Origin of the sequence: Dyadobacter koreensis, from assembly GCF_900108855.1 — a bacterium.
Taxonomy (GTDB): Bacteria; Bacteroidota; Bacteroidia; order Cytophagales; family Spirosomataceae; genus Dyadobacter; species Dyadobacter koreensis.
In genome coordinates this window covers 202278-220720 of the sequence record NZ_FNXY01000004.1, presented here as the reverse complement: position 1 = coordinate 220720, position 18443 = coordinate 202278, and the positions used below count along the sequence as shown (strand labels likewise).

Annotated in this window: 13 protein-coding genes; 12 read left to right on the top strand and 1 reads right to left on the bottom strand. The window is 40.2% G+C overall.

Translation table 11 applies throughout. The annotated features are described in order from the left end of the window. Positions 1–19: 19 nt before the first annotated feature. From BMY70_RS13185 to trmB, 5 genes are all read left to right on the top strand, one after another. A complete protein-coding gene (locus BMY70_RS13185) occupies positions 20–1690 on the top strand; it encodes a TonB-dependent receptor (protein WP_090336471.1) in 1671 nt (556 codons plus the stop codon). Positions 1691–1720: 30 nt separating this feature from the next. After that, positions 1721–2806 (top strand): HU domain-containing protein, encoded by a 1086-nt coding sequence (locus BMY70_RS13180; RefSeq protein ID WP_090335668.1) that lies wholly within the window; start codon positions 1721–1723, stop codon positions 2804–2806. 112 nt (positions 2807–2918) lie between these two features. Beyond that, the gene (locus BMY70_RS13175; protein ID WP_090335667.1) at positions 2919–3845 is read left to right on the top strand and encodes a hypothetical protein; all 927 of its coding nucleotides are present in this window, start codon (positions 2919–2921) and stop codon (positions 3843–3845) included. Between the two features lie 6 nt (positions 3846–3851). After that, complete coding sequence (locus BMY70_RS13170; RefSeq protein WP_090335666.1) at positions 3852–5153, top strand: bifunctional folylpolyglutamate synthase/dihydrofolate synthase; 1302 nt, start codon at positions 3852–3854, stop codon at positions 5151–5153. A gap of 20 nt (positions 5154–5173) precedes the next feature. After that, positions 5174–5836: a tRNA (guanosine(46)-N7)-methyltransferase TrmB gene (trmB, locus tag BMY70_RS13165; RefSeq protein WP_090335665.1), complete on the top strand. Its 663-nt coding sequence runs from the start codon at positions 5174–5176 to the stop codon at positions 5834–5836. A 57-nt stretch (positions 5837–5893) separates the two neighbouring features. On the opposite strand, the gene gap is transcribed toward trmB, so the two are convergent. Next, positions 5894–6907 (bottom strand): type I glyceraldehyde-3-phosphate dehydrogenase, encoded by a 1014-nt coding sequence (gene gap / locus BMY70_RS13160; protein WP_090335664.1) that lies wholly within the window; start codon positions 6905–6907, stop codon positions 5894–5896. A 471-nt stretch (positions 6908–7378) separates the two neighbouring features. On the opposite strand from gap, the gene BMY70_RS13155 reads away from it, so the two are divergent. The 7 genes from BMY70_RS13155 to BMY70_RS13125 all read left to right on the top strand — a co-directional run bounded on the left by BMY70_RS13155 (position 7379) and on the right by BMY70_RS13125 (position 18317). Further along, complete coding sequence (locus BMY70_RS13155) at positions 7379–8194, top strand: 2,3,4,5-tetrahydropyridine-2,6-dicarboxylate N-succinyltransferase (protein ID WP_090335663.1); 816 nt, start codon at positions 7379–7381, stop codon at positions 8192–8194. A gap of 296 nt (positions 8195–8490) precedes the next feature. Beyond that, a complete protein-coding gene (locus tag BMY70_RS13150) occupies positions 8491–8925 on the top strand; it encodes a helix-turn-helix transcriptional regulator (RefSeq protein WP_090335662.1) in 435 nt (144 codons plus the stop codon). Between the two features lie 903 nt (positions 8926–9828). Next, the gene (locus BMY70_RS13145) at positions 9829–13062 is read left to right on the top strand and encodes a SusC/RagA family TonB-linked outer membrane protein (RefSeq protein WP_229209599.1); all 3234 of its coding nucleotides are present in this window, start codon (positions 9829–9831) and stop codon (positions 13060–13062) included. Between the two features lie 11 nt (positions 13063–13073). Further along, positions 13074–14582: a RagB/SusD family nutrient uptake outer membrane protein gene (locus tag BMY70_RS13140; protein WP_090336467.1), complete on the top strand. Its 1509-nt coding sequence runs from the start codon at positions 13074–13076 to the stop codon at positions 14580–14582. A gap of 183 nt (positions 14583–14765) precedes the next feature. After that, on the top strand, positions 14766–15818 hold the full coding sequence (locus BMY70_RS13135) for an alpha/beta fold hydrolase (protein WP_090335660.1): 1053 nt from the start codon (positions 14766–14768) through the stop codon (positions 15816–15818). 759 nt (positions 15819–16577) lie between these two features. Continuing rightward, on the top strand, positions 16578–17159 hold the full coding sequence (locus tag BMY70_RS13130) for an RNA polymerase sigma factor (protein WP_090335659.1): 582 nt from the start codon (positions 16578–16580) through the stop codon (positions 17157–17159). 123 nt (positions 17160–17282) lie between these two features. Next, positions 17283–18317 (top strand): FecR family protein, encoded by a 1035-nt coding sequence (locus tag BMY70_RS13125; RefSeq protein ID WP_090335658.1) that lies wholly within the window; start codon positions 17283–17285, stop codon positions 18315–18317. Positions 18318–18443 lie beyond the last annotated feature (126 nt).

Below are 18443 nucleotides of genomic sequence, written 5' to 3'. Positions count from 1 at the left end.
ACAGCAAAAAATATTTCTTATGACGCATTCAAGAACAATTCGAACATCCATATTTTTATTGACACTAGGTTTTTCTTCCAACATGGCCTTTGCCCAGCGAGGAGAGATAGAGAGTCAGACTTATGAAATCGTAAAGGAAAAGAGTATCGAATTTGCACCTGCAAACAGACTTTTTGATAAGGTGCAGCCTGTGCCGGGTACGACGAACGAAAAAAAGGTCAATTACCAGATTATCGACCCAAATATTAACATAGCTTCTCCCAAATTAACGCCGACCGTAGCTGCTTCTTCTGACGAGAAAGCGCGCCAGGACCAGCCTGATGTATTAAACAATTACATTAAACTGGGAGCCGGTAACTATGGCCGGTTTCTTGGCGAAGGATTTGTAAGCGGACGTCGCGGAGATGATCTGGTTTTTACAGGACAGGTAAAACATTTGTCAGCAGGAAATGGTCCGGTGGATGGAAAAAATTCAGGCAATGCCGCAACAAATATCCAGGTCGGAGGAAAATATATTATGAGCACCTATAAAGTGGATGGTTCATTGGAGTATGACCGTAAGAATTATTATTTCTATGGATACCGGCCACAGCCAGAGGGGTTCGTCGTGAACAGAGATAGTATCAGGCAAACCGTCAATCAATTTGGTTTTAACCTTGGGTTTGAAAATACGGATCCATCTGTTGCGGTTGATTACTCGGTCAAAACGAGTTTAAATACATTATCAGACCGCTACGATGCCTCTGAACTGGATTGGGGAACAACGCTGAAAGCTTCGGTTCCCATTTCGGAATCTTTCTTTGCTCAGCTGGAAGCAGCAGCTTTTATATCGCAGCGTGTTGATGCGTTGACATATAACCGGAATTTATATCGTGTTAAACCTACGTTTAAGTATACTTCGGATATTTTCTCTATCACTGCCGGTGTGAACGCGGTTAACCAGACCGATAATCAGTTAAATATTAACAAAACCAAAGCCTATCCGGTATTGAACATTGACGTGAACCCGATAAGTGGTGTTCACGTATTCGCAGGATGGAATGGTGATATCGTTCGTAACACGTTAAAGAGTATGTTGGGGGAAAATCAATGGCTAGGGTCTAATGTGTTGATTGTGAATACTGAAAAGACATCCGACATCTTTGCGGGCGTTAAAGGTGAAGTTGCAGGTGGATTTAATTATGAGGGTAAAGTTTCTTATACTCAGTACCGTAATTTCTACAACTTTAACAACTCGCTGGTCGATGTTTCGAGATTCTCGATTATTTACGATCCGTTGAAAACGAAAGTTTTAAATATATCAGGACAAGCAGGTTATACGCTTAATGATGTATTTAAAAGTTCATTAAAGGCAAACTTCTATGACTATTCAATGGGTTCTGTTGAGGAAGCATGGCACCGCCCTGATCTTACGTTAAATTGGTTTAACGCGCTGACAATTAGTAAGAAATTGTTCGTGACTGCGGATTTTTATCTGTTAAAGGGAATAAAAGCAAAAGATTTTCAAACGGGAGAAGTTAAAAAATTACCTGCAATTGCAGACCTGAATTTGAAGATTGACTATCTGTTAACCAGGAACTTCTCTGCTTTTGTTGCGATCAACAACCTCCTGGGTAAAGAGTATCAGCGTTATCAATATTACCCACAGCAGGGGTTGAACTTTGTTGGAGGATTATCTTTTTCTTTTTAACTTCGCTTCGTTCATCACAAAAAACACTTCATGATAGCTGTTGAAACTGTTATTAGAAAATTGGTAAGTGACTACGAATTCGTAATCATTCCAGGCTTTGGGGCGCTTCTGTCACACCAGGCTCAGGCGTCATTCAATGCTGAGACAGGTGTCTTTTCTCCTCCAAATAAGAGGTTGGCATTTAATGAGTTCCTGAAACTGGATGATGGGTTACTTGCTAATTATATCTCCCGACACGAGCAGGTCCCTCACACGGATGCGGTAGCTCATGTTAGGAATTATACAGAAAAACTGCGTAGTTCTCTAAAAATGAGTGAGCATGCAATTATTGATGGAGTGGGTGAATTCAGTACAAACGGCGAGGGCAAACTTGTTTTTGAGCCTAAGACTGACAAGTACTTCAAAAATGAATGGTATGGTTTCAGAAGCACTCCTGCGAAAACGGTAGAGAAAAAAGCTTCTGTTATTGCGATGCCTGTTGTAGATCTGCATGAAGATCACGTTGAAGTGCTGGAAGAAACAGACGTTAAAACGTTTAAAGTAAACTGGATAGGATGGGCGTCTGCGGCAATGATTGCAGGAATAATGTGTTATTTCAGTTTGTTCTTTGTTTCAGGAAATGGGGAAAATAAAAGTACCTTGAATCCTTTTACGAGCTTATTCGAAAAAATGAGCTATACTGTTCCGGAGAAGACCGCAGCGAAAGCTATGCCGGTTGCGGAACGTAAAGTTGTTTATACTACCAAAAAAGAATCTGTTGTACCAGTGACGCTGGAAGAGCCTGTTAAAGAAGAACCGGCTTTGGTAAAAGAAGTTGAACCAACTGTTGCTGTTAAAGTAGAGACGGCGGTGAAGCCAGTCCCTGTTGATGCGAAAGCTTCGAAACAGTTTTATCTGATTGCCGGGACTTTCAAAGGTAGTAAGCAGGCAAATGTCCTGTTGGAGGATCTAAAAAGAAAAGGTTACACAGAAGCCCTGGTTATCGATGCTGACAGATACAGTAAAAAATATAAGGTTGCTGTGGAAGGTTTTGCAAATGAAAGCGAGGCATACCGTGCTAATGCCAAGCTGAAAAAAGTAATCGGGGGAGAAGGATGGGTTTATAAAAAGAGATGAAATAAGAAATGAATAACAAAAGAAGGAGCCCCGAAAAGGCTCCTTCTTTTGTTATTATACGAAAATCACATATTTTTACGTTCAACAGAAAATCACAAACGAATAAAAATCAATGTTTGAATTACAAGCAGAAGACCGTCAGCGAATAGCGATATCCTGGGCCATCTCTTTTGGCATTACGATTGCTATGTTAGGTGTCTTTTTCTTTATACATCTCAACAGCAACGTTCCGAAAGTGGAGCCAATGGAGCTTTTTGTAGAAGTAAATTACGGAACGAGCAAAGTTGGTAAGGGAGATATCCAGACTTATAACAAACCAAGCAATTCCAAGGTTAGGGAAAACATGCGTGCGGAAGCGGAGGAAACAAAAGAAAGAAAGTCTGTGGCAACACCAAAACCTACGCCACCGACGCCTCCCAAAATTGAATCTGTAAAGCCAACGAAAACCGTTGCTGAAAAGCCTGCGATCACCTCAAAGGTTGAAAGCCCTGTTGAGGCTCCTGAAAAAACAGAAGTTAAAAAGTCGACAGGAAGTGTTTCTTCATCTGCACCCGTTTCAAAACCAGCTCCTGAAAAAGCTGTGAATAAAGATGCATTATTCAGTAAATCCTCTGGCAGCAAATCTGGAAGCAATGGTACGAATGGAACAAAAAGCGGTGTCGGCGGGAATAACAATGGAGATGATGCGGAAGGGCTGGGCGATAAGGGCGCGAAAACGGGCAGTTTATTTGCAAAGACATACAAAGGTGAAGGTGGCGGCGGCGGAACGGCCGTAGGCCTGAGTTTATCGGGTTGGAAGTGGTCAAGAAGGCCGGTTGTCAATGACAAGTCTGACGCTACTGGCACAATCACATTTAAAATTACAGTTGACAAAAACGGAAGGGTAAAAAATATAATTACGCAGAGCACGACAGTTACGGATTACGCTGTTGTTAATCAATATCGTAGTGCTGTTCGTGAACTTACTTTCATATCACAATCGTCGAATGTTCCGGAAGAATCAACGGGGACAATCACTTTTAAAATCAGTTCGCAGTAACAAATAATGAATTATCAGGAAACAATCGACTATCTGTACAGTCGTTTACCAGTCTTTCAGAATATCGGGGCCCGTGCTTTCAAGCCGGGCCTTCATACTATCCTCCAACTCTGTGCGCACCTTGGGAATCCTCAGGAAAAATACCGGAAGATTCACGTGGGCGGTACCAACGGAAAAGGCAGCACTTCTCATATGTTGGCCTCTGTTTTACAGGAAGCTGGATATAAAGTGGGGCTGTACACCTCTCCGCATTTAAAATCTTTTACAGAACGTATAAGGGTTAACGGAGTCAGTGTGGATGAAGATTTTATCTGCGAATTTACCAGTGTTAACAAAGATTACATCGAAAGCCTGAGCCCTTCCTTCTTTGAAGTTACAGTTGCAATGGCTTTTTCATATTTTGAAAAGTGCGAAGTTGACATCGCGGTTATTGAGGTGGGTATGGGAGGAAGACTGGATTCGACAAATATTATTACGCCGCTTCTCTCTGTCATCACAAATGTGAGTTATGATCACGTTCAGTTTTTAGGTGATACGCTCGACAAAATTGCTTTTGAAAAGGCTGGAATTATTAAAGACGATGTGCCGGTAGTCATAAGCGAAAGGCAGGAGCCTGACGTTACGGATGTTTTCGATTCCACAGCCTCGGAAAGGCACGCGGAAATTTCTTATGGTTCTGACGTCTATGAAATAACAAATGCGCGGCACTCAGAAGGAAATCTGGTTGTAGATGTCGTGGCACGAATGACCGGTGAGGTTGCTTACGATCATTTAATTCTGGATCTGGCGGGTATTTATCAATTGAAAAATATTTGTGGTGTGCTGACTGCGCTTGCCCAACTAAGAGCGTTAAATTTGCGTATATCCCGTGTAGCCCTTTACAGCGGATTATCGAAAGTAGTCTCGAATACCGGTTTGAACGGGCGTTGGCAAAAACTCAATGAAAGACCTTTGGTTTTTTGTGATACTGCTCACAATTATGCTGGTGTAACTTATACAATGCAACAGTTTAACAGTCTGCCTAGCACTCAACAGAGATTTGTTATCGGTTTTGTTGCGGATAAAGATATTTCCGCTGTACTGGATCTGTTTCCGGCAGAAGGAGAATATTATTTCTGCCAACCGGGTAATCTCAGGGCGTTAAATGCCACAGAATTGCAGCAGAAAGCGTCAGAAATTGGTTTAAAGGGAAATGTTTATCCGGACGTCAATAAAGCTTTAAAACGGGCGATTTACGAATCAAATCCAGGTGACACCATTTATGTAGGAGGAAGTACCTTCGTGGTGGCCGATCTGGATCAGTTATAGTGTTCAGAATTATTTTTACAATGTCAAGAAGAAAATTAGACCATTACAAGTTTAGCGCAGAAGCTCCCAATGTAATTGAAAAGGGTAAACCGCTGTATGATACGGTGAAGGGGAAATGGAATGAACTTTATTTTCGAAATAATAACCCGATCGTTCTGGAACTCGCTTGTGGGAAAGGCGAATACACGGTAGGTCTGGGAAAAGTATTTCCTGAGAAGAATTTTATTGGAATGGATATTAAAGGTGACCGAATCGCCCGTGGTAGTCTGGCGGCGACTGAGTCAGGTTTAAATAATGTCGCCTTTCTTCGGGCCGGAATACAATACTCAGCTGAGTTTTTTGACGAAAATGAATTAGATGAAATTTGGCTGATACATCCGGATCCTCAGGTAAGGGACAGGGACGAGCCAAAACGATTGACTAATCCTGAGTTTTTAAGTAGTTACTCCAAATACCTTAAAAAGGATGGGTTGTTTTGTCTGAAAACAGATAGCACTTTTTTGTATGAATACAGTCTTGAAACAATAGGAAATTCGGCTCAATACAAAATTCTGGAACACACTGATGATCTCTATTGCTCACCTTTACTATCCGAACATCATGGTGTCAGGACTCACTATGAAAAAATATTTGTTTCGAAAGGATATACAATAAAGTTTATCAAGTCAATAGTGATTTCATAAAAAATCCCCGATCAGGATTTACCTGACCGGGGATTTTTTAGTATTTAGTATTCCTAATTACTTACTCAAAAGAGTAGCAAAGTAGTTAACTGTACGAACAAGCTGTGAAACGTAAGACATTTCATTATCATACCAGCTTACAGTTCTTACCAATTGAGTATCTCCAATTTTCTGAACTTTTGTCTGAGTAGCATCAAACAATGAACCATAGCTTATACCGATGATGTCGCTGCTCACGATTTCATCTTCAGTATATCCGTAGCTTTCGTTAGCGGCAGCCTTCATTGCAGCATTGATTTCTTCAACACTTGTTTCTTTTCCAAGAATTACTGTCAACTCGGTTAAAGAACCGGTAAGTGTTGGTACACGTTGGGCAGAACCGTCCAGTTTACCTTTCAATGCAGGTAGTACCAGGCCGATTGCTTTTGCCGCACCAGTGCTGTTTGGTACAATGTTCTGAGCAGCAGCACGAGCTCTTCTCAAATCACCTTTTGGGTGTGGAGAATCTTGTGTGTTCTGATCATTTGTATAGGCATGAATTGTAGTCATCAATCCATTTACGATGCCAAATTTCTCTTCCAATACCTGAGCCATTGGAGCAAGACAGTTGGTAGTACAAGACGCTGCGCTGATTATTGTTTCAGAACCGTCCAGAATGTCGTGATTAACATTAAATACGATTGTTTTAAGATCACCAGTAGCAGGAGCTGAGATAACAACTTTTTTCGCGCCGGCTTTGATGTGTCCTTCTGCAGACTCTTTGCTAGTGAAGAATCCAGTACATTCCAACACTACGTCAACGTCATGAGACCCCCAAGGAATTAGGGTAGGGTCTTTTTGAGCATATATAACTACGTTTTCACCGTTTACAACGATTGAATTCTCTGTAGAAGTAACTTCTGCGTTAAATCTTCCTTGTGCTGTATCGTATTTAAGTAAGTGAGCTAATACCTTAGGACTTGTTAGATCATTGATGGCTACGATATCAATGCCTTCCATATTATAGATTTGGCGATATACAAGACGGCCAATACGTCCAAAACCATTGATTGCAACTTTAACTTTTGACATGTGCTTATAAGGATTATGTTATTACAGGGCAATATTAAGCAAAATGGGCGCCGTTTTAAAGGATTTTCGAGAATAAATGATCATCTAATCGACATTATAAAGTTAGATAAATAAATTAGCATTAATGCAGTAAAATAATAGTATTTTTAGTAATTTACTAAACTACCCAAGTTAGTTTTTCTGTTTTTACTAATTATGATAGTATATCTCATCACCATATGTTTGTTCTCATTTAGTTCATCGTTTATACAGCACTTCTGCTGTATTTGGATTTTACGATGAAAACGAACCACTAAGTATCGATTAAATAAATTATATTTGTACGTATTGTCTGGCAGAAATAAGCTAGTTAAATAATAGGGCAGGTCTTTAATGAAATAATTTTTAAAGCCATATTTTATTACTTTAATTAGATCTTAAAACACTGTAAAACAATAAGTTAAATACATTACATTAATTAAAAACTTTAACATGAGCCTTAACACTCAAATTGAAGAACTCTGGTCAAATCGTGAATTATTGAAAGATCCGGAGAACATTCAAATCATTAAGAACATTATTGAAGAAGTTGACAAAGGCAGACTTAGAGTGGCCGAACCACAAGAGGATGGAAGCTGGTTAGTAAATGAGGCATTAAAAAAAGCGATCATCCTATACTTCCCAATTCAACAAATGGAAGTTAGTGAAGTTGGGATTTTTGAGTATCACGATAAAATGAAACTCAAAACCGGTTATGACAAGCTTGGCGTTCGGGTAGTACCGCCAGCTGTTGCACGATATGGTGCATACATTTCTAAAGGTGTTGTTTTGATGCCTTCCTATGTTAATATCGGAGCATACATCGACGAAGGAACGATGGTTGATACCTGGGCAACAGTTGGGAGTTGCGCACAGATTGGTAAGAATGTCCACCTAAGTGGCGGAGTAGGAATTGGAGGAGTTTTAGAGCCTGTACAGGCGGCCCCGGTAATCGTTGAAGACGGTGCTTTCATTGGTTCCCGCTGTATCGTCGTAGAAGGTGCACATATAGGAAAAAGAGCGGTTCTCGGAGCAGGTGTGACCATTACCGGAAGCTCAAAAATCATTGATGTTACCGGGCCTGAGCCTGTCGAATATAAAGGATTCGTACCAGCAGATTCAGTTGTTATTCCTGGTACGCTGCCGAAGGAATTTGCTGCGGGAACGTACCATGTACCGTGTGCATTAATCATTGGAAAAAGGAAAGCGAGCACAGATTTAAAGACATCGCTTAACGAAGCACTACGCGAGAATAATGTAACAGTTTAATATCTTACACCAATATCAAAAAAAAGTTGTAGCAAACTCTGTTTAACTTCTTAAAGTGCGGTTTCATATCAGAAACCGCACTTTTTTTGTGTTTAAACTATTAAATACGAAATTAAATCGACCTATTCCCTCTAAATGGATATGTTACAAATGTAAACTCTCGCAAAATTGACAATTGTTATCGATGTTTACATTTCTAAATTCTATAATTTACTTTTGTATTGTTTACAATAGTAAATTTATTTACCTTTGTAATCTCGATTCACATTTGTGGCACCGGTTTAACATTGTATTTTATGGATTTGAATGAGAAAATTAAACAGATATTGGTCGACAAAAATATCTCGCCGTCTCACTTCGCCGACGAGATCGGTATCCAACGCTCAAGTATTTCCCACATCATTGCTGGCAGAAATAAGCCTAGTTTAGATATCGTTCAAAAAATCATTAAACGCTTTCCTGATCTGGGAATAAACTGGATTTTAGAAGATGAAGATTTACCGGAATCCATCAGTGAAATAAAACCGTTCAAGGCAGATAATTATACCATGTTTAATGGACAAAAGAGTGGTATCGCCAGCCTCTCAGAATCTCGCAGAAATAATTTGCCGAATCAAACTACAGCACACGAAAATCTCAGATCTGAAAAAATTACTCCTGCCGTGGAAGAAAAAAAGGTAGAACGTATTTTAATTTTTTACTCCGACGGCACATTCCAGGAGTTCAAGTAAGTTCATAATTGACTGCTTGAAAATTCAGTTATTCTTTCCTGCCTGCTACCTAAAATTCCAAAAGAAGACGAATGAGATCTCATCAACGAGCGCTCATTTTTCTTTTTTTATGCAGAATGCTTCCATCAAATATTGCGTATACTAACGAAGTTCAAGCAGCCAACAACCTGTGGATTCTTCCTTTATCAAAAAATGCATATTTTTTATCAAAAAAAATATGTTTTATGATAGTATAATAACCTTCATTTGTTGTACTATATAATTATTAAACAGTATTATAAATATATCATGAGCATGAGATTGTTGTCCTGCGTAGTGTGTGTTACTCCGTCTAACTGTTACAGAATCTCCGGTTTAAGCCATGTACAAATCAGCAGTCAATGATTGAAATCTACACAAAAAAAAATTCTTCTTCGGCAATATTTCAATTACCCAGACCTCCCGGATCTGTCTTAATTGAGACAATGGGCTTATGTAAAAGCGGGTAATATCGGTTTCTCCCAGGACTTCAGTGTCAAAAAGACTTGTAGATCAAAATTTTACAATCATTACATATATCAAAATCAAAGTAAAAAAATGAGGAAATACGGTTACAACCTGGACAGATGGCGAATAAGTCCGCACTACATGAAACTGAATCAGCGATCAAGTTACTGATCAGCTCTCGTTTCCACTTAATATGAAATACTAAATTCCTTGGCATCAGCACCCGTCACTTACAAAAAACTCAAATTCTCTTCGCCCTAAACTCGCATTTATACTAAATCATTTGTTCACCTTAACCACCTTCTATGAAATAAAAAAAAATGAAAAAAACTTATCGTGTGTGAGCCACAACTCACGATACCGCCTTTTAGTCAAAGCGTACAGTTTTATTCTTCCATCTCTCAAAACTTTTCATTTATGAATACAATTCGACCAAACATGTCTAGTGCCAGGTTGAGCAAGCCACTCAGATCAGCACTAAGCCAGACATTACTAAGCGTCGTTATTTCTCTTGGTACGCTAACTACCAGTCAGGCGACGTCTTTTGACAACTTACCGCATATCACTATCGACCGTGATATAAAAGGAAAAGTGACAGACGATGGCGGACAACCACTTCCTGGTGTCAGCGTTGTCGTCAAGGGAAGTAGCACCGGTACAGTTTCTAACAGCGATGGCGCATTTTCGCTGAGTGTTCCGGAAGGTGGAAATCCCGTACTTGTTTTCTCCTTCGTCGGATATATCTCTAAGGAAGTCGCCGTTGGTAACCAGACTTCTTACGATGTACAATTAATTGTTGACTCGAAAGCACTTGAAGAAGTGGTTGTAGTAGGTTATGGTACGCAACGCAAACGCGATATCACCTCAGCGGTGTCGGTAATCAGTATGGAAGATATTGGAGAAGTACCAAAATCCAATGTAACAAAAATGTTGCAGGGGCAGGCCCCCGGCGTTATCATCAAGCAAAAAAGCGGCACGCCCGGACAGCAATTTGAAGTTAAAGTTCGGGGTATAAGCTCATTAGGAGCAGGTAGTGATCCGCTTTATGTAATTGATGGTTTTCCGGTGGGCATATCAGTAGGACAAAACCTGAACCCGAACGATATTGAAACAATAACGATTTTGAAAGATGCTGCCTCTACTGCAATTTATGGAGCAAGAGGTTCAAATGGTGTTGTTTTGATAACTACAAAGTCAGCGAAGGAAGGCAAAACCAACCTGAATGTCTCAATTGACTATGGGATTCAGAACATTCCAAACAGCAGAAAAACACACGTTCTGAACGGCCAGGATTTCGCACAGTTCAAAAAAGAAGTTTTTATTGGTCGTTACGTCCTTGCCAATGGAAGACAGCCCGGAACCGAGGACATCCCGATAGATTTCCGGAATCCTGAAAACACTAAATATTCCACTAATTGGTTCGATCTCATTCTAAATAATAACGCGCCGTACAAAGACATCAATGTGACTTTATCTTCCGGCAAAGGTGCCATTAAATCAGTAGTTTCCGCAGGCTATTACAAAGAAGATGGTTCTCTTCAATACACGGGTTATGACCGTGCTTCGGTGCGCACAAATTTGAGCGGCGACGTCAATAAGTTCATAAGTATGGGAGTGAATCTTGCCGGCAGCTATTCGAAATCCAGCCTGGCAAACACAGACGGCAGAAGTAACTTGGTAGGTCTGACTCTAATCAGCGATCCCCGTTATCCCGCTTATGATGAGAAGGGCGAGCTTATCCCATATTATAATGGAGTCGGTGATATTTTTGGATTTCCGAATCCGCTTTATATGCTGAAAAATATCAAACGGAACCGTAATATAGCTGATGTTCTTGCTAACGGCCACGTTGAACTTAACATCGCAAAAGGGCTAAAATTCAGATCTTCAGTCAACGCTAAAATCAACTATAACACTTACAAGGAATTTGTTCCTTCAACGATTGGTCTGGCGATCGCAACGGGAAGCGCTGGCGCACCGCCGAGACTTGCAACTGAACGTGATGACTCAGAAGAATTAAGAAACTACGCTGCTGATCAGCTCCTTAGTTACGTCACAAACTTTGGTGAGAACCACCATCTTGACGCAATGCTTGGGTATAGCGCGCAGCAGGAAACGACCAAGGGCTTGTATGGTTCAGGTAATACATTTCCTGATGACCTTTCGCCGTTTTTAGGAAATGCAACAATCCGCTCATCAAATTCAATCGAAAGAAAATGGAGGATGATCGCCTATTTTGCACGTTTGAATTATGCTTTCAAGGATAAATATTTATTGTCTGCAACGATGCGCCGCGAAGGTAGTTCGAGGTTTAGCGAGGGGCACAAATATGGCACATTCCCGGCAGCTTCTGTGGGTTGGAGAATTTCAGAGGAAGCGTTTATCCCCAAAGCAGCCTGGCTCACTGATTTGAAATTAAGGGCTAGCTGGGGTAAAACAGGAAACAACAGTTATAACGTAAGCGCGCTTAACAACTTTGGTGTTGGTCAAAATGTTGGTGACGACGGAAATTATGCAAGTCTGGCCTTCTTAGGACTTAATAATTATGTGTTCAACAACACCCTGGCTTCCGGAAAAACAGTTACACGCTTCGCCAACTCTGAACTCACCTGGGAAAAATCAGACCAGCTGGACATTGGCTTTGATCTCGCAACTTTCAACAATAAACTGGTTTTCACCGTAGAATATTATAAAAAGATCACGGACGACATGCTGCTGGGGTATAATATTCCGGCTGTTTCGGGCTTTACATCAACGCTTAAAAATCTTGGTAAGGTCCAGAATAAAGGGATTGAAATTGCTGTAAACTATCGCCTTAAAGTAGGACAAGTCAATCTTAGAACAAACGGAAATATTACGTTCAACCGTAATAAGGTGCTGGCGATTCGCGGGCAGAATGACTTTATTTTGCAGGGAAGCCAATACGGCGGATACAATATCCAGCAAGTAGGACGTCCGATCGGAATGATTTTCGGATATCGTAAATTAGGTATTTTCAATACAAAAGAAGAAATCGCCGCTGCACCACAACAAGAAGGCGCGGTTCCGGGAGCGATGAAATTTGCTGACTTACACGGAGCGCCTGACGGTGGGCCAGACGGAATCGTATCCTATGACACAAAGGATATGACTGAAATCGGGAATCCAAATCCCAAATTCAATTGGGCCTGGAATGTTGGCGCAGACTACAAAAGATTCGATGTAAGCGTGCTGCTTATGGGCGCTTATAAGTTTGATGTTTACCGGAATATTGAAGCATCTACAATGAATATGGACGGAGTTTTCAACGTACTTGAAAAAGCCAAAGACAGATGGAGGTCTCCTGAAAATCCCGGTCCTGATCCGAATAATAAAAATTCACAGGGTGGTACTGATTACTTCAAATGGTCGCGTGAAAGTAGTGAGCGTTATGTATATGACGGTACGCACATGTGGATCAAAAACGTGACGATTGGTTACACACTCCCGAAAGTTAAAGGCATTTTGTCTGATGCGCGCATTTTTGTAAACGCTGCAAATTTACGGCTTGTGACAAAATATCCCGGAAACAACCCGGACGCTGGTGTCAGAGGTGGCACGGAACTGAACAACGACGATGAGTCATATCCTGTTCCCAGAACATTTTCCGCCGGTCTAAAAGTAAACTTCTAAAATTGATGAAAATGAAAAATACAGCCATCATTGGTATCATATTACTGGGTCTTTTTCAGTCCTCATGCAGTGAAGATTTTCTGGATCAGACTGACCCTACAAAGGTAGGAGTGGACGTTTTCTATAAAAATGAAGCACAGGTAAAACAAGCTCTTAACGGGGTTTACAGCCAGGTACAGGCATTAAATAATACAGCTTATCTTTTCGGAGAATTTCAGACAGATAATACAACAGTTGACCTGAACCCTTCTGACCGGGGCGGTGCAGGTGGTTGGGAAGCCTTTGAATTTTCTACTGTGAATTCAGGAAATGGAGAGATCGCTAACTTGTGGAATGGCTATTATGCTGCTCTATACAACAATAACCTCACGCTTGAAAAGATGGTGACCGCCGAACTTCCCGACGCTTCGCGGAAGGAAATAGAGGGTCAATTGAAGTTTTTACGCGCATACATGTATTTCAACTTAGTCCAGTACTTTGGAGATGTTGTGATTGTGACTTCGACTCTGGCAACCCCGGATCCGGCATTCGACCTGGTGAGATCTCCTCAGGCAGAAGTCTGGACACAGATCGAAAAAGATTTGAATGAAGCTATCTTGTTATTACCGGCAACATACGCGGCTGCGGCCGACAAGGGCAGAGCGACGAAAGGAGCAGCGCTTAGTCTGTTAGGGAAAAGTCAGCTGATTAATAAGAAATATGCTGAAACAATAACAACGTTAAAACAAGTAACATCGTTAGGTTATGCGCTTACAGCCAATTACGCAGACAATTTTGATCCATCACCTGCAAAAAAGAATGGGGCTGAGTCCATTTTCGAAATCCAGTATCAGGGAGACAATGACCTTGGAGAATGGAGTAATTTCCAATATGTTTTCGCTCCAAGAGTATCGAAAGGTGCCGTTACAGGTTATGCCAATGGATCGAATGGAGGTAGAAACGTTCCTACAAATGATATCATGGCCTCTTACGAAACGGGAGATTTGAGAAAAGATCTTTCGTTAAAACCAAACTTCACTTTGGAAGGGAAAGTCTATTCGGTTCCTTTTGTGAGCAAATACAATTACCCGCATACGATCGTAAACCGTACAAACACCAACTGGCCGATTATCCGATATGCAGATGTATTACTGATGCTTGCGGAAGCGATCAACGAACAAAGCGGACCGACTGCGGAAGCTTTGGGGTATCTTAACCAAATCAGGAAACGTGCAGGTCTTGCTGAGTTAAGCGGGCTTGATAAAACCAGTTTTCAAACGGCTGTACTTAAAGAAAGACGTCTGGAGCTGGCTTTCGAAAATCAGAGATGGATTGATCTGAAACGCACAAAGACCGCCGCTGAATGGGCGACATTTATGAATGCTCACGGCGCCGCGGAAAGAGCAAAACCAACGGTTGACCGTGGAAATGTTCCGTTCAATTCAACGGATTATGTGTTTACTGCAAATGAATATGTTTTGCCAATTCCTGCGCCGCAGATTCTGATCAATCCTAAATTGACTCAGAACCCTGGTTATTAATTGAACAAATAAGATTTAGTAAAAACAAAAATGGACTTTTGGCAAATATTGCCGAAAGTCCATTTTTGTTTTGTGCAACTTTCACGTGCATCTTATAATCAACTGCCTGTGTAATTGCTCTTTTGGCTACCTTTGAAATGAAAATTCAAGTTATTAATTAACGACCTTATGATTTGCTGGTAAATGAAACTTGCCATCTTTTTTCTCCTTGCATCCTTTCCGGCACTTGCCCAGTTTATGACCGGGACGGCAAAGTCGGACTCGGAAAAAAATTTCAGGGCCGCAAAAGCAAAGTTCCTTTCGTTTGAGAAAACACATGGACATTTCTTCGAGACGCGAAATATCAAAATGCATTATCTTACCTGGGGCAATCCCAAAGACACTCCTTTGATCTGGCTTCATGGAAGTCTGAGCACCGGTTATGAAATGCTCCCGTTGGCCGATCGACTTGTTCAAGAAGGTTACTTTATCATTGCACCGGATTATTACGGCCACGGTCAGACACCCGTTCCGAAGCTGGACCTATCATTATATCACGTAGCTGACGATGTGAATGATTTGATGAGACACCTTAAAATTAAAAAAGCAGTCATCGGCGGATGGTCACGAGGTGGTTTTATCGCAAGTGCGTTTTATGATGCTTATCCCGAAAAGGTCTCAGGTCTTATACTGGAAGACGGCGGCTCAGTGGCCACGAATACTTACTATCACAAAATGGATTCTACAGAGCTAATCGAAAGAGTCAAAAGTTTCTCTTCTCAGGTATTTGCCGATACTTCTTATGCGACGGAACTTGAAGCCTACGAGGCATTTTACGACACAAATCAGAATGATGATCAATTTGAGCTTCTGACCTGGATAAGGCAAAACGAAAAGGGAGCTTGGGTAGTAGCACCGGGCCTTTGGAAATTGTTTAACATGAGCACCTATGAAGAATCGATGGATAATATATTTCGTCCCACACGCAGTCCGCTTTTCGCAGAGTCGATGGCTGTGATGGAGCCAAAAATAATATATCGTAATCTACACGTACCAATGTTGATCTTAGATCCTACTGATAAAGAAGATTTGTTTCCTTTCGAATCAGAAAATGCCGCTCTAAAAAATAAACATCCATGCCTGATAACCCATATAATATTCTCTGACACAACCCACAATATTCACGCTCAGCGTCCCGAACAATTTACTTCGGCAGTGTTGCTTTTTCTTCAGTCTTTGAAACGTATTCAAAAATAGTGTTATAAGTTCTCGGACGACGATAAATCATTAAACGCAGCGTTAAGCGATAAGTCGCTGGATGGGCACTTCGAGGAAATATTAATGACTGGAATTATATCACAATCGTGAGGAATACGTCAGGATAACTAATCCGCAATGAAAGTTAAAGTTCAGACTATCAAATAATTGCATTATTACAAATTATATTTACCAACCAATTTAATTGTAACGTAATAATTATATGTTATGAACTAATTAATTGTATTATAATTAATAAATGTAAGATACTAATTATAATATTATACTTTTTATCATATTATAAAAAAAATACTATTTAAATATATTAATTGTAACATATGTATTAAAAGAATAAATATATTTAATAGTAATAAATTTATTCTACTATCAATACTTTCGTTATGGGAAAAATGTAGTGTATACTTCATCTTAATCCTATTCGCTTAACGTGATTCTGATATGTGTTTTGATTTATCTAGCGATAGATTTTCAAGTCTTCTAACCGGTCAATTCTGGGTTTGAGAGAAGAAAATTAAACATGATGAAACAGAAGTACCAGAGATTAAGGAGAAAAGATAGTATAACAAGACAAAGTAAAAATTTTAATATTACCAGACACAGCAGGATAGTTGCGGTTTTGGCGAATGCTACTATTGTATAAATTATCGATTTAGTATAACTATTTATCCTAAACGATAAGAGAATACAATGACCACAAAGTGCATGAAAATGTGCAGGTATTCACAAAAATAGTATCTTATGAGCTCGTCTGTCCTGGCTGTGTCTGAAATGCAACTCATTGAAAATTTTATTCAAGGAGACAGAAGTTCTTTTACAATTCTTTACAAGAAATATTGGTATAAATTATACCTTATCGCGAATCGTCGCTTAAACGATAAAGCTGCGTCCGAGGAGCTTATACAGGAGATCTTTGTTCAACTTTGGGAAAGGCGCGAGGCACTTCAGATAACCTCCCTTGAAAATTATCTTGTCAGAGCCGTTCGATATTCGGTTATTGACTACGTCCGAAAGGAGATAGTAAAGAATAATTACATTCATCATTACAGAGATTTTGTAGAGCAGGAGGCATCTCAAACCGATGATACTGTTGCAGCAAATGATTTAGCCGCTTCTATGGAAGCTGGCCTCAAAACCCTACCAGAAAAATCTCAGGAAGTTTTCCGTCTAAGTCGCATAGAGAACTGGCCGGTAACCAGGATTGCTACTCACCTTCAATTGTCAGAAAAAGGAGTGGAGTACCATATCACAAAGTCGCTGAAGATGCTGAGAACATACCTCAGAGAATTTGTCGCGATTGCCTGCTTTTTCTTCCTATTATAAATATTCAGAGAACTTTAATCAAAAAAGAATATTAAAATGTAAATATTTAAAGATTATTTATAATATGATTAGGGATTTAAGATTTTAAAACGACTTGTTGGTGTAGTTCAAATTTCTCCTTCTATGACTAAGTCAGAATTCGAAAAATTGCTCCGGCGTTATTTACAAGGCGAATGCACAGAAGAAGAAAAATGGAAGATTAAGATTTGGTTCGACCAGATTGAAACTGATTATGGATATGAACTATCTGATGAACAAAAAGCACAACTGGAAGAAATTTTACTATCCGGAATTGACGATAAAATTGATAAAAATAAAAAGGCTAAAACGTTTAAAATAAGGTTAAACACGGTGGCGGTTTACGGAAGCATAGCCGCCTCGCTGATTTTGACAATTTTCCTTTTGAGAAATAACTGGATACAATTTGAAAACTTAGGATTTGAGAATAAAACTGTCAATAAAATTACGAAGCCCATCGTCAGGAACGCATGCGAAGTGATTATTCTTGAAGATGGCACAAAAGTTCACCTGCAGTCTGGAAGCAGCATTACCTATGGGAAGCATTTCGAAAAACTACGCAGGGTAGTTACATTGAAAGGTTCGGGATATTTTCAGGTAAGCAAAAATCCGGATCGCCCCTTTTACGTTTTTTGTAACGGGACGATTACCAAAGTTCTTGGAACCAGCTTTTGGATTAGCTCAAACGATAAGTCAAAATCCGTAGAAATAGGTGTCAAAACCGGAAAGGTATCTGTGATGGTCGGGCCAGGTGAGATTTCAAAAATGGATAAAGATTCCCCTAAAGGAGAATTATTTCTCACTCCAAATCAACGTGTTGTATTTTTCGAAAACGATAGAAAATTAAAGAAAACACTTGTAGCTGAACCGGCTGTACTTGAAACCGCGGAAGTGGCCAGCCTAAAATTTATATACGAAGATACTCCGTTGGTGAAGGTCTTGCAGGAATTAGGTCAAGGCTATAATGTCGAGATATTAGTCATGAACGAGAAATTAAAAAATTGCTCCTTCACTGGCGACCTGACATTAATGACCTTTCAGGAGAAATTTGACCTGATATGCCAATCCGTTAACAGTCAGTATAACATCCAGGGAACCAGCGTAATACTGACAGGCCCAGGCTGTAACGACAATCTTTAAACCCAAAACCTTTTTTCATCTTTCTAAACCAATCACTATGAACTAAGTTAACTACCCAATTTTAAAAATGTCCGGAAGTGAGCCACCACTTCCGGACCTTAAAAACGCCTCACCAGCCTCGATAGC

Excerpts from the sequence above, each read along its gene's own strand:
- BMY70_RS13185 (WP_090336471.1), top strand. The coding sequence starts at position 20 with ATGACGCATTCAAGAACAATTCGAACATCCATATTTTTATTGACACTA.
- BMY70_RS13180 (WP_090335668.1), top strand. The coding sequence starts at position 1,721 with ATGATAGCTGTTGAAACTGTTATTAGAAAATTGGTAAGTGACTACGAA.
- BMY70_RS13175 (WP_090335667.1), top strand. The coding sequence starts at position 2,919 with ATGTTTGAATTACAAGCAGAAGACCGTCAGCGAATAGCGATATCCTGG.
- BMY70_RS13170 (WP_090335666.1), top strand. The coding sequence starts at position 3,852 with ATGAATTATCAGGAAACAATCGACTATCTGTACAGTCGTTTACCAGTC.
- trmB (WP_090335665.1), top strand. The coding sequence starts at position 5,174 with ATGTCAAGAAGAAAATTAGACCATTACAAGTTTAGCGCAGAAGCTCCC.
- gap (WP_090335664.1), bottom strand. The coding sequence starts at position 6,907 with ATGTCAAAAGTTAAAGTTGCAATCAATGGTTTTGGACGTATTGGCCGT.
- BMY70_RS13155 (WP_090335663.1), top strand. The coding sequence starts at position 7,379 with ATGAGCCTTAACACTCAAATTGAAGAACTCTGGTCAAATCGTGAATTA.
- BMY70_RS13150 (WP_090335662.1), top strand. The coding sequence starts at position 8,491 with ATGGATTTGAATGAGAAAATTAAACAGATATTGGTCGACAAAAATATC.
- BMY70_RS13145 (WP_229209599.1), top strand. The coding sequence starts at position 9,829 with ATGAATACAATTCGACCAAACATGTCTAGTGCCAGGTTGAGCAAGCCA.
- BMY70_RS13140 (WP_090336467.1), top strand. The coding sequence starts at position 13,074 with ATGAAAAATACAGCCATCATTGGTATCATATTACTGGGTCTTTTTCAG.
- BMY70_RS13135 (WP_090335660.1), top strand. The coding sequence starts at position 14,766 with ATGAAACTTGCCATCTTTTTTCTCCTTGCATCCTTTCCGGCACTTGCC.
- BMY70_RS13130 (WP_090335659.1), top strand. The coding sequence starts at position 16,578 with ATGAGCTCGTCTGTCCTGGCTGTGTCTGAAATGCAACTCATTGAAAAT.
- BMY70_RS13125 (WP_090335658.1), top strand. The coding sequence starts at position 17,283 with ATGACTAAGTCAGAATTCGAAAAATTGCTCCGGCGTTATTTACAAGGC.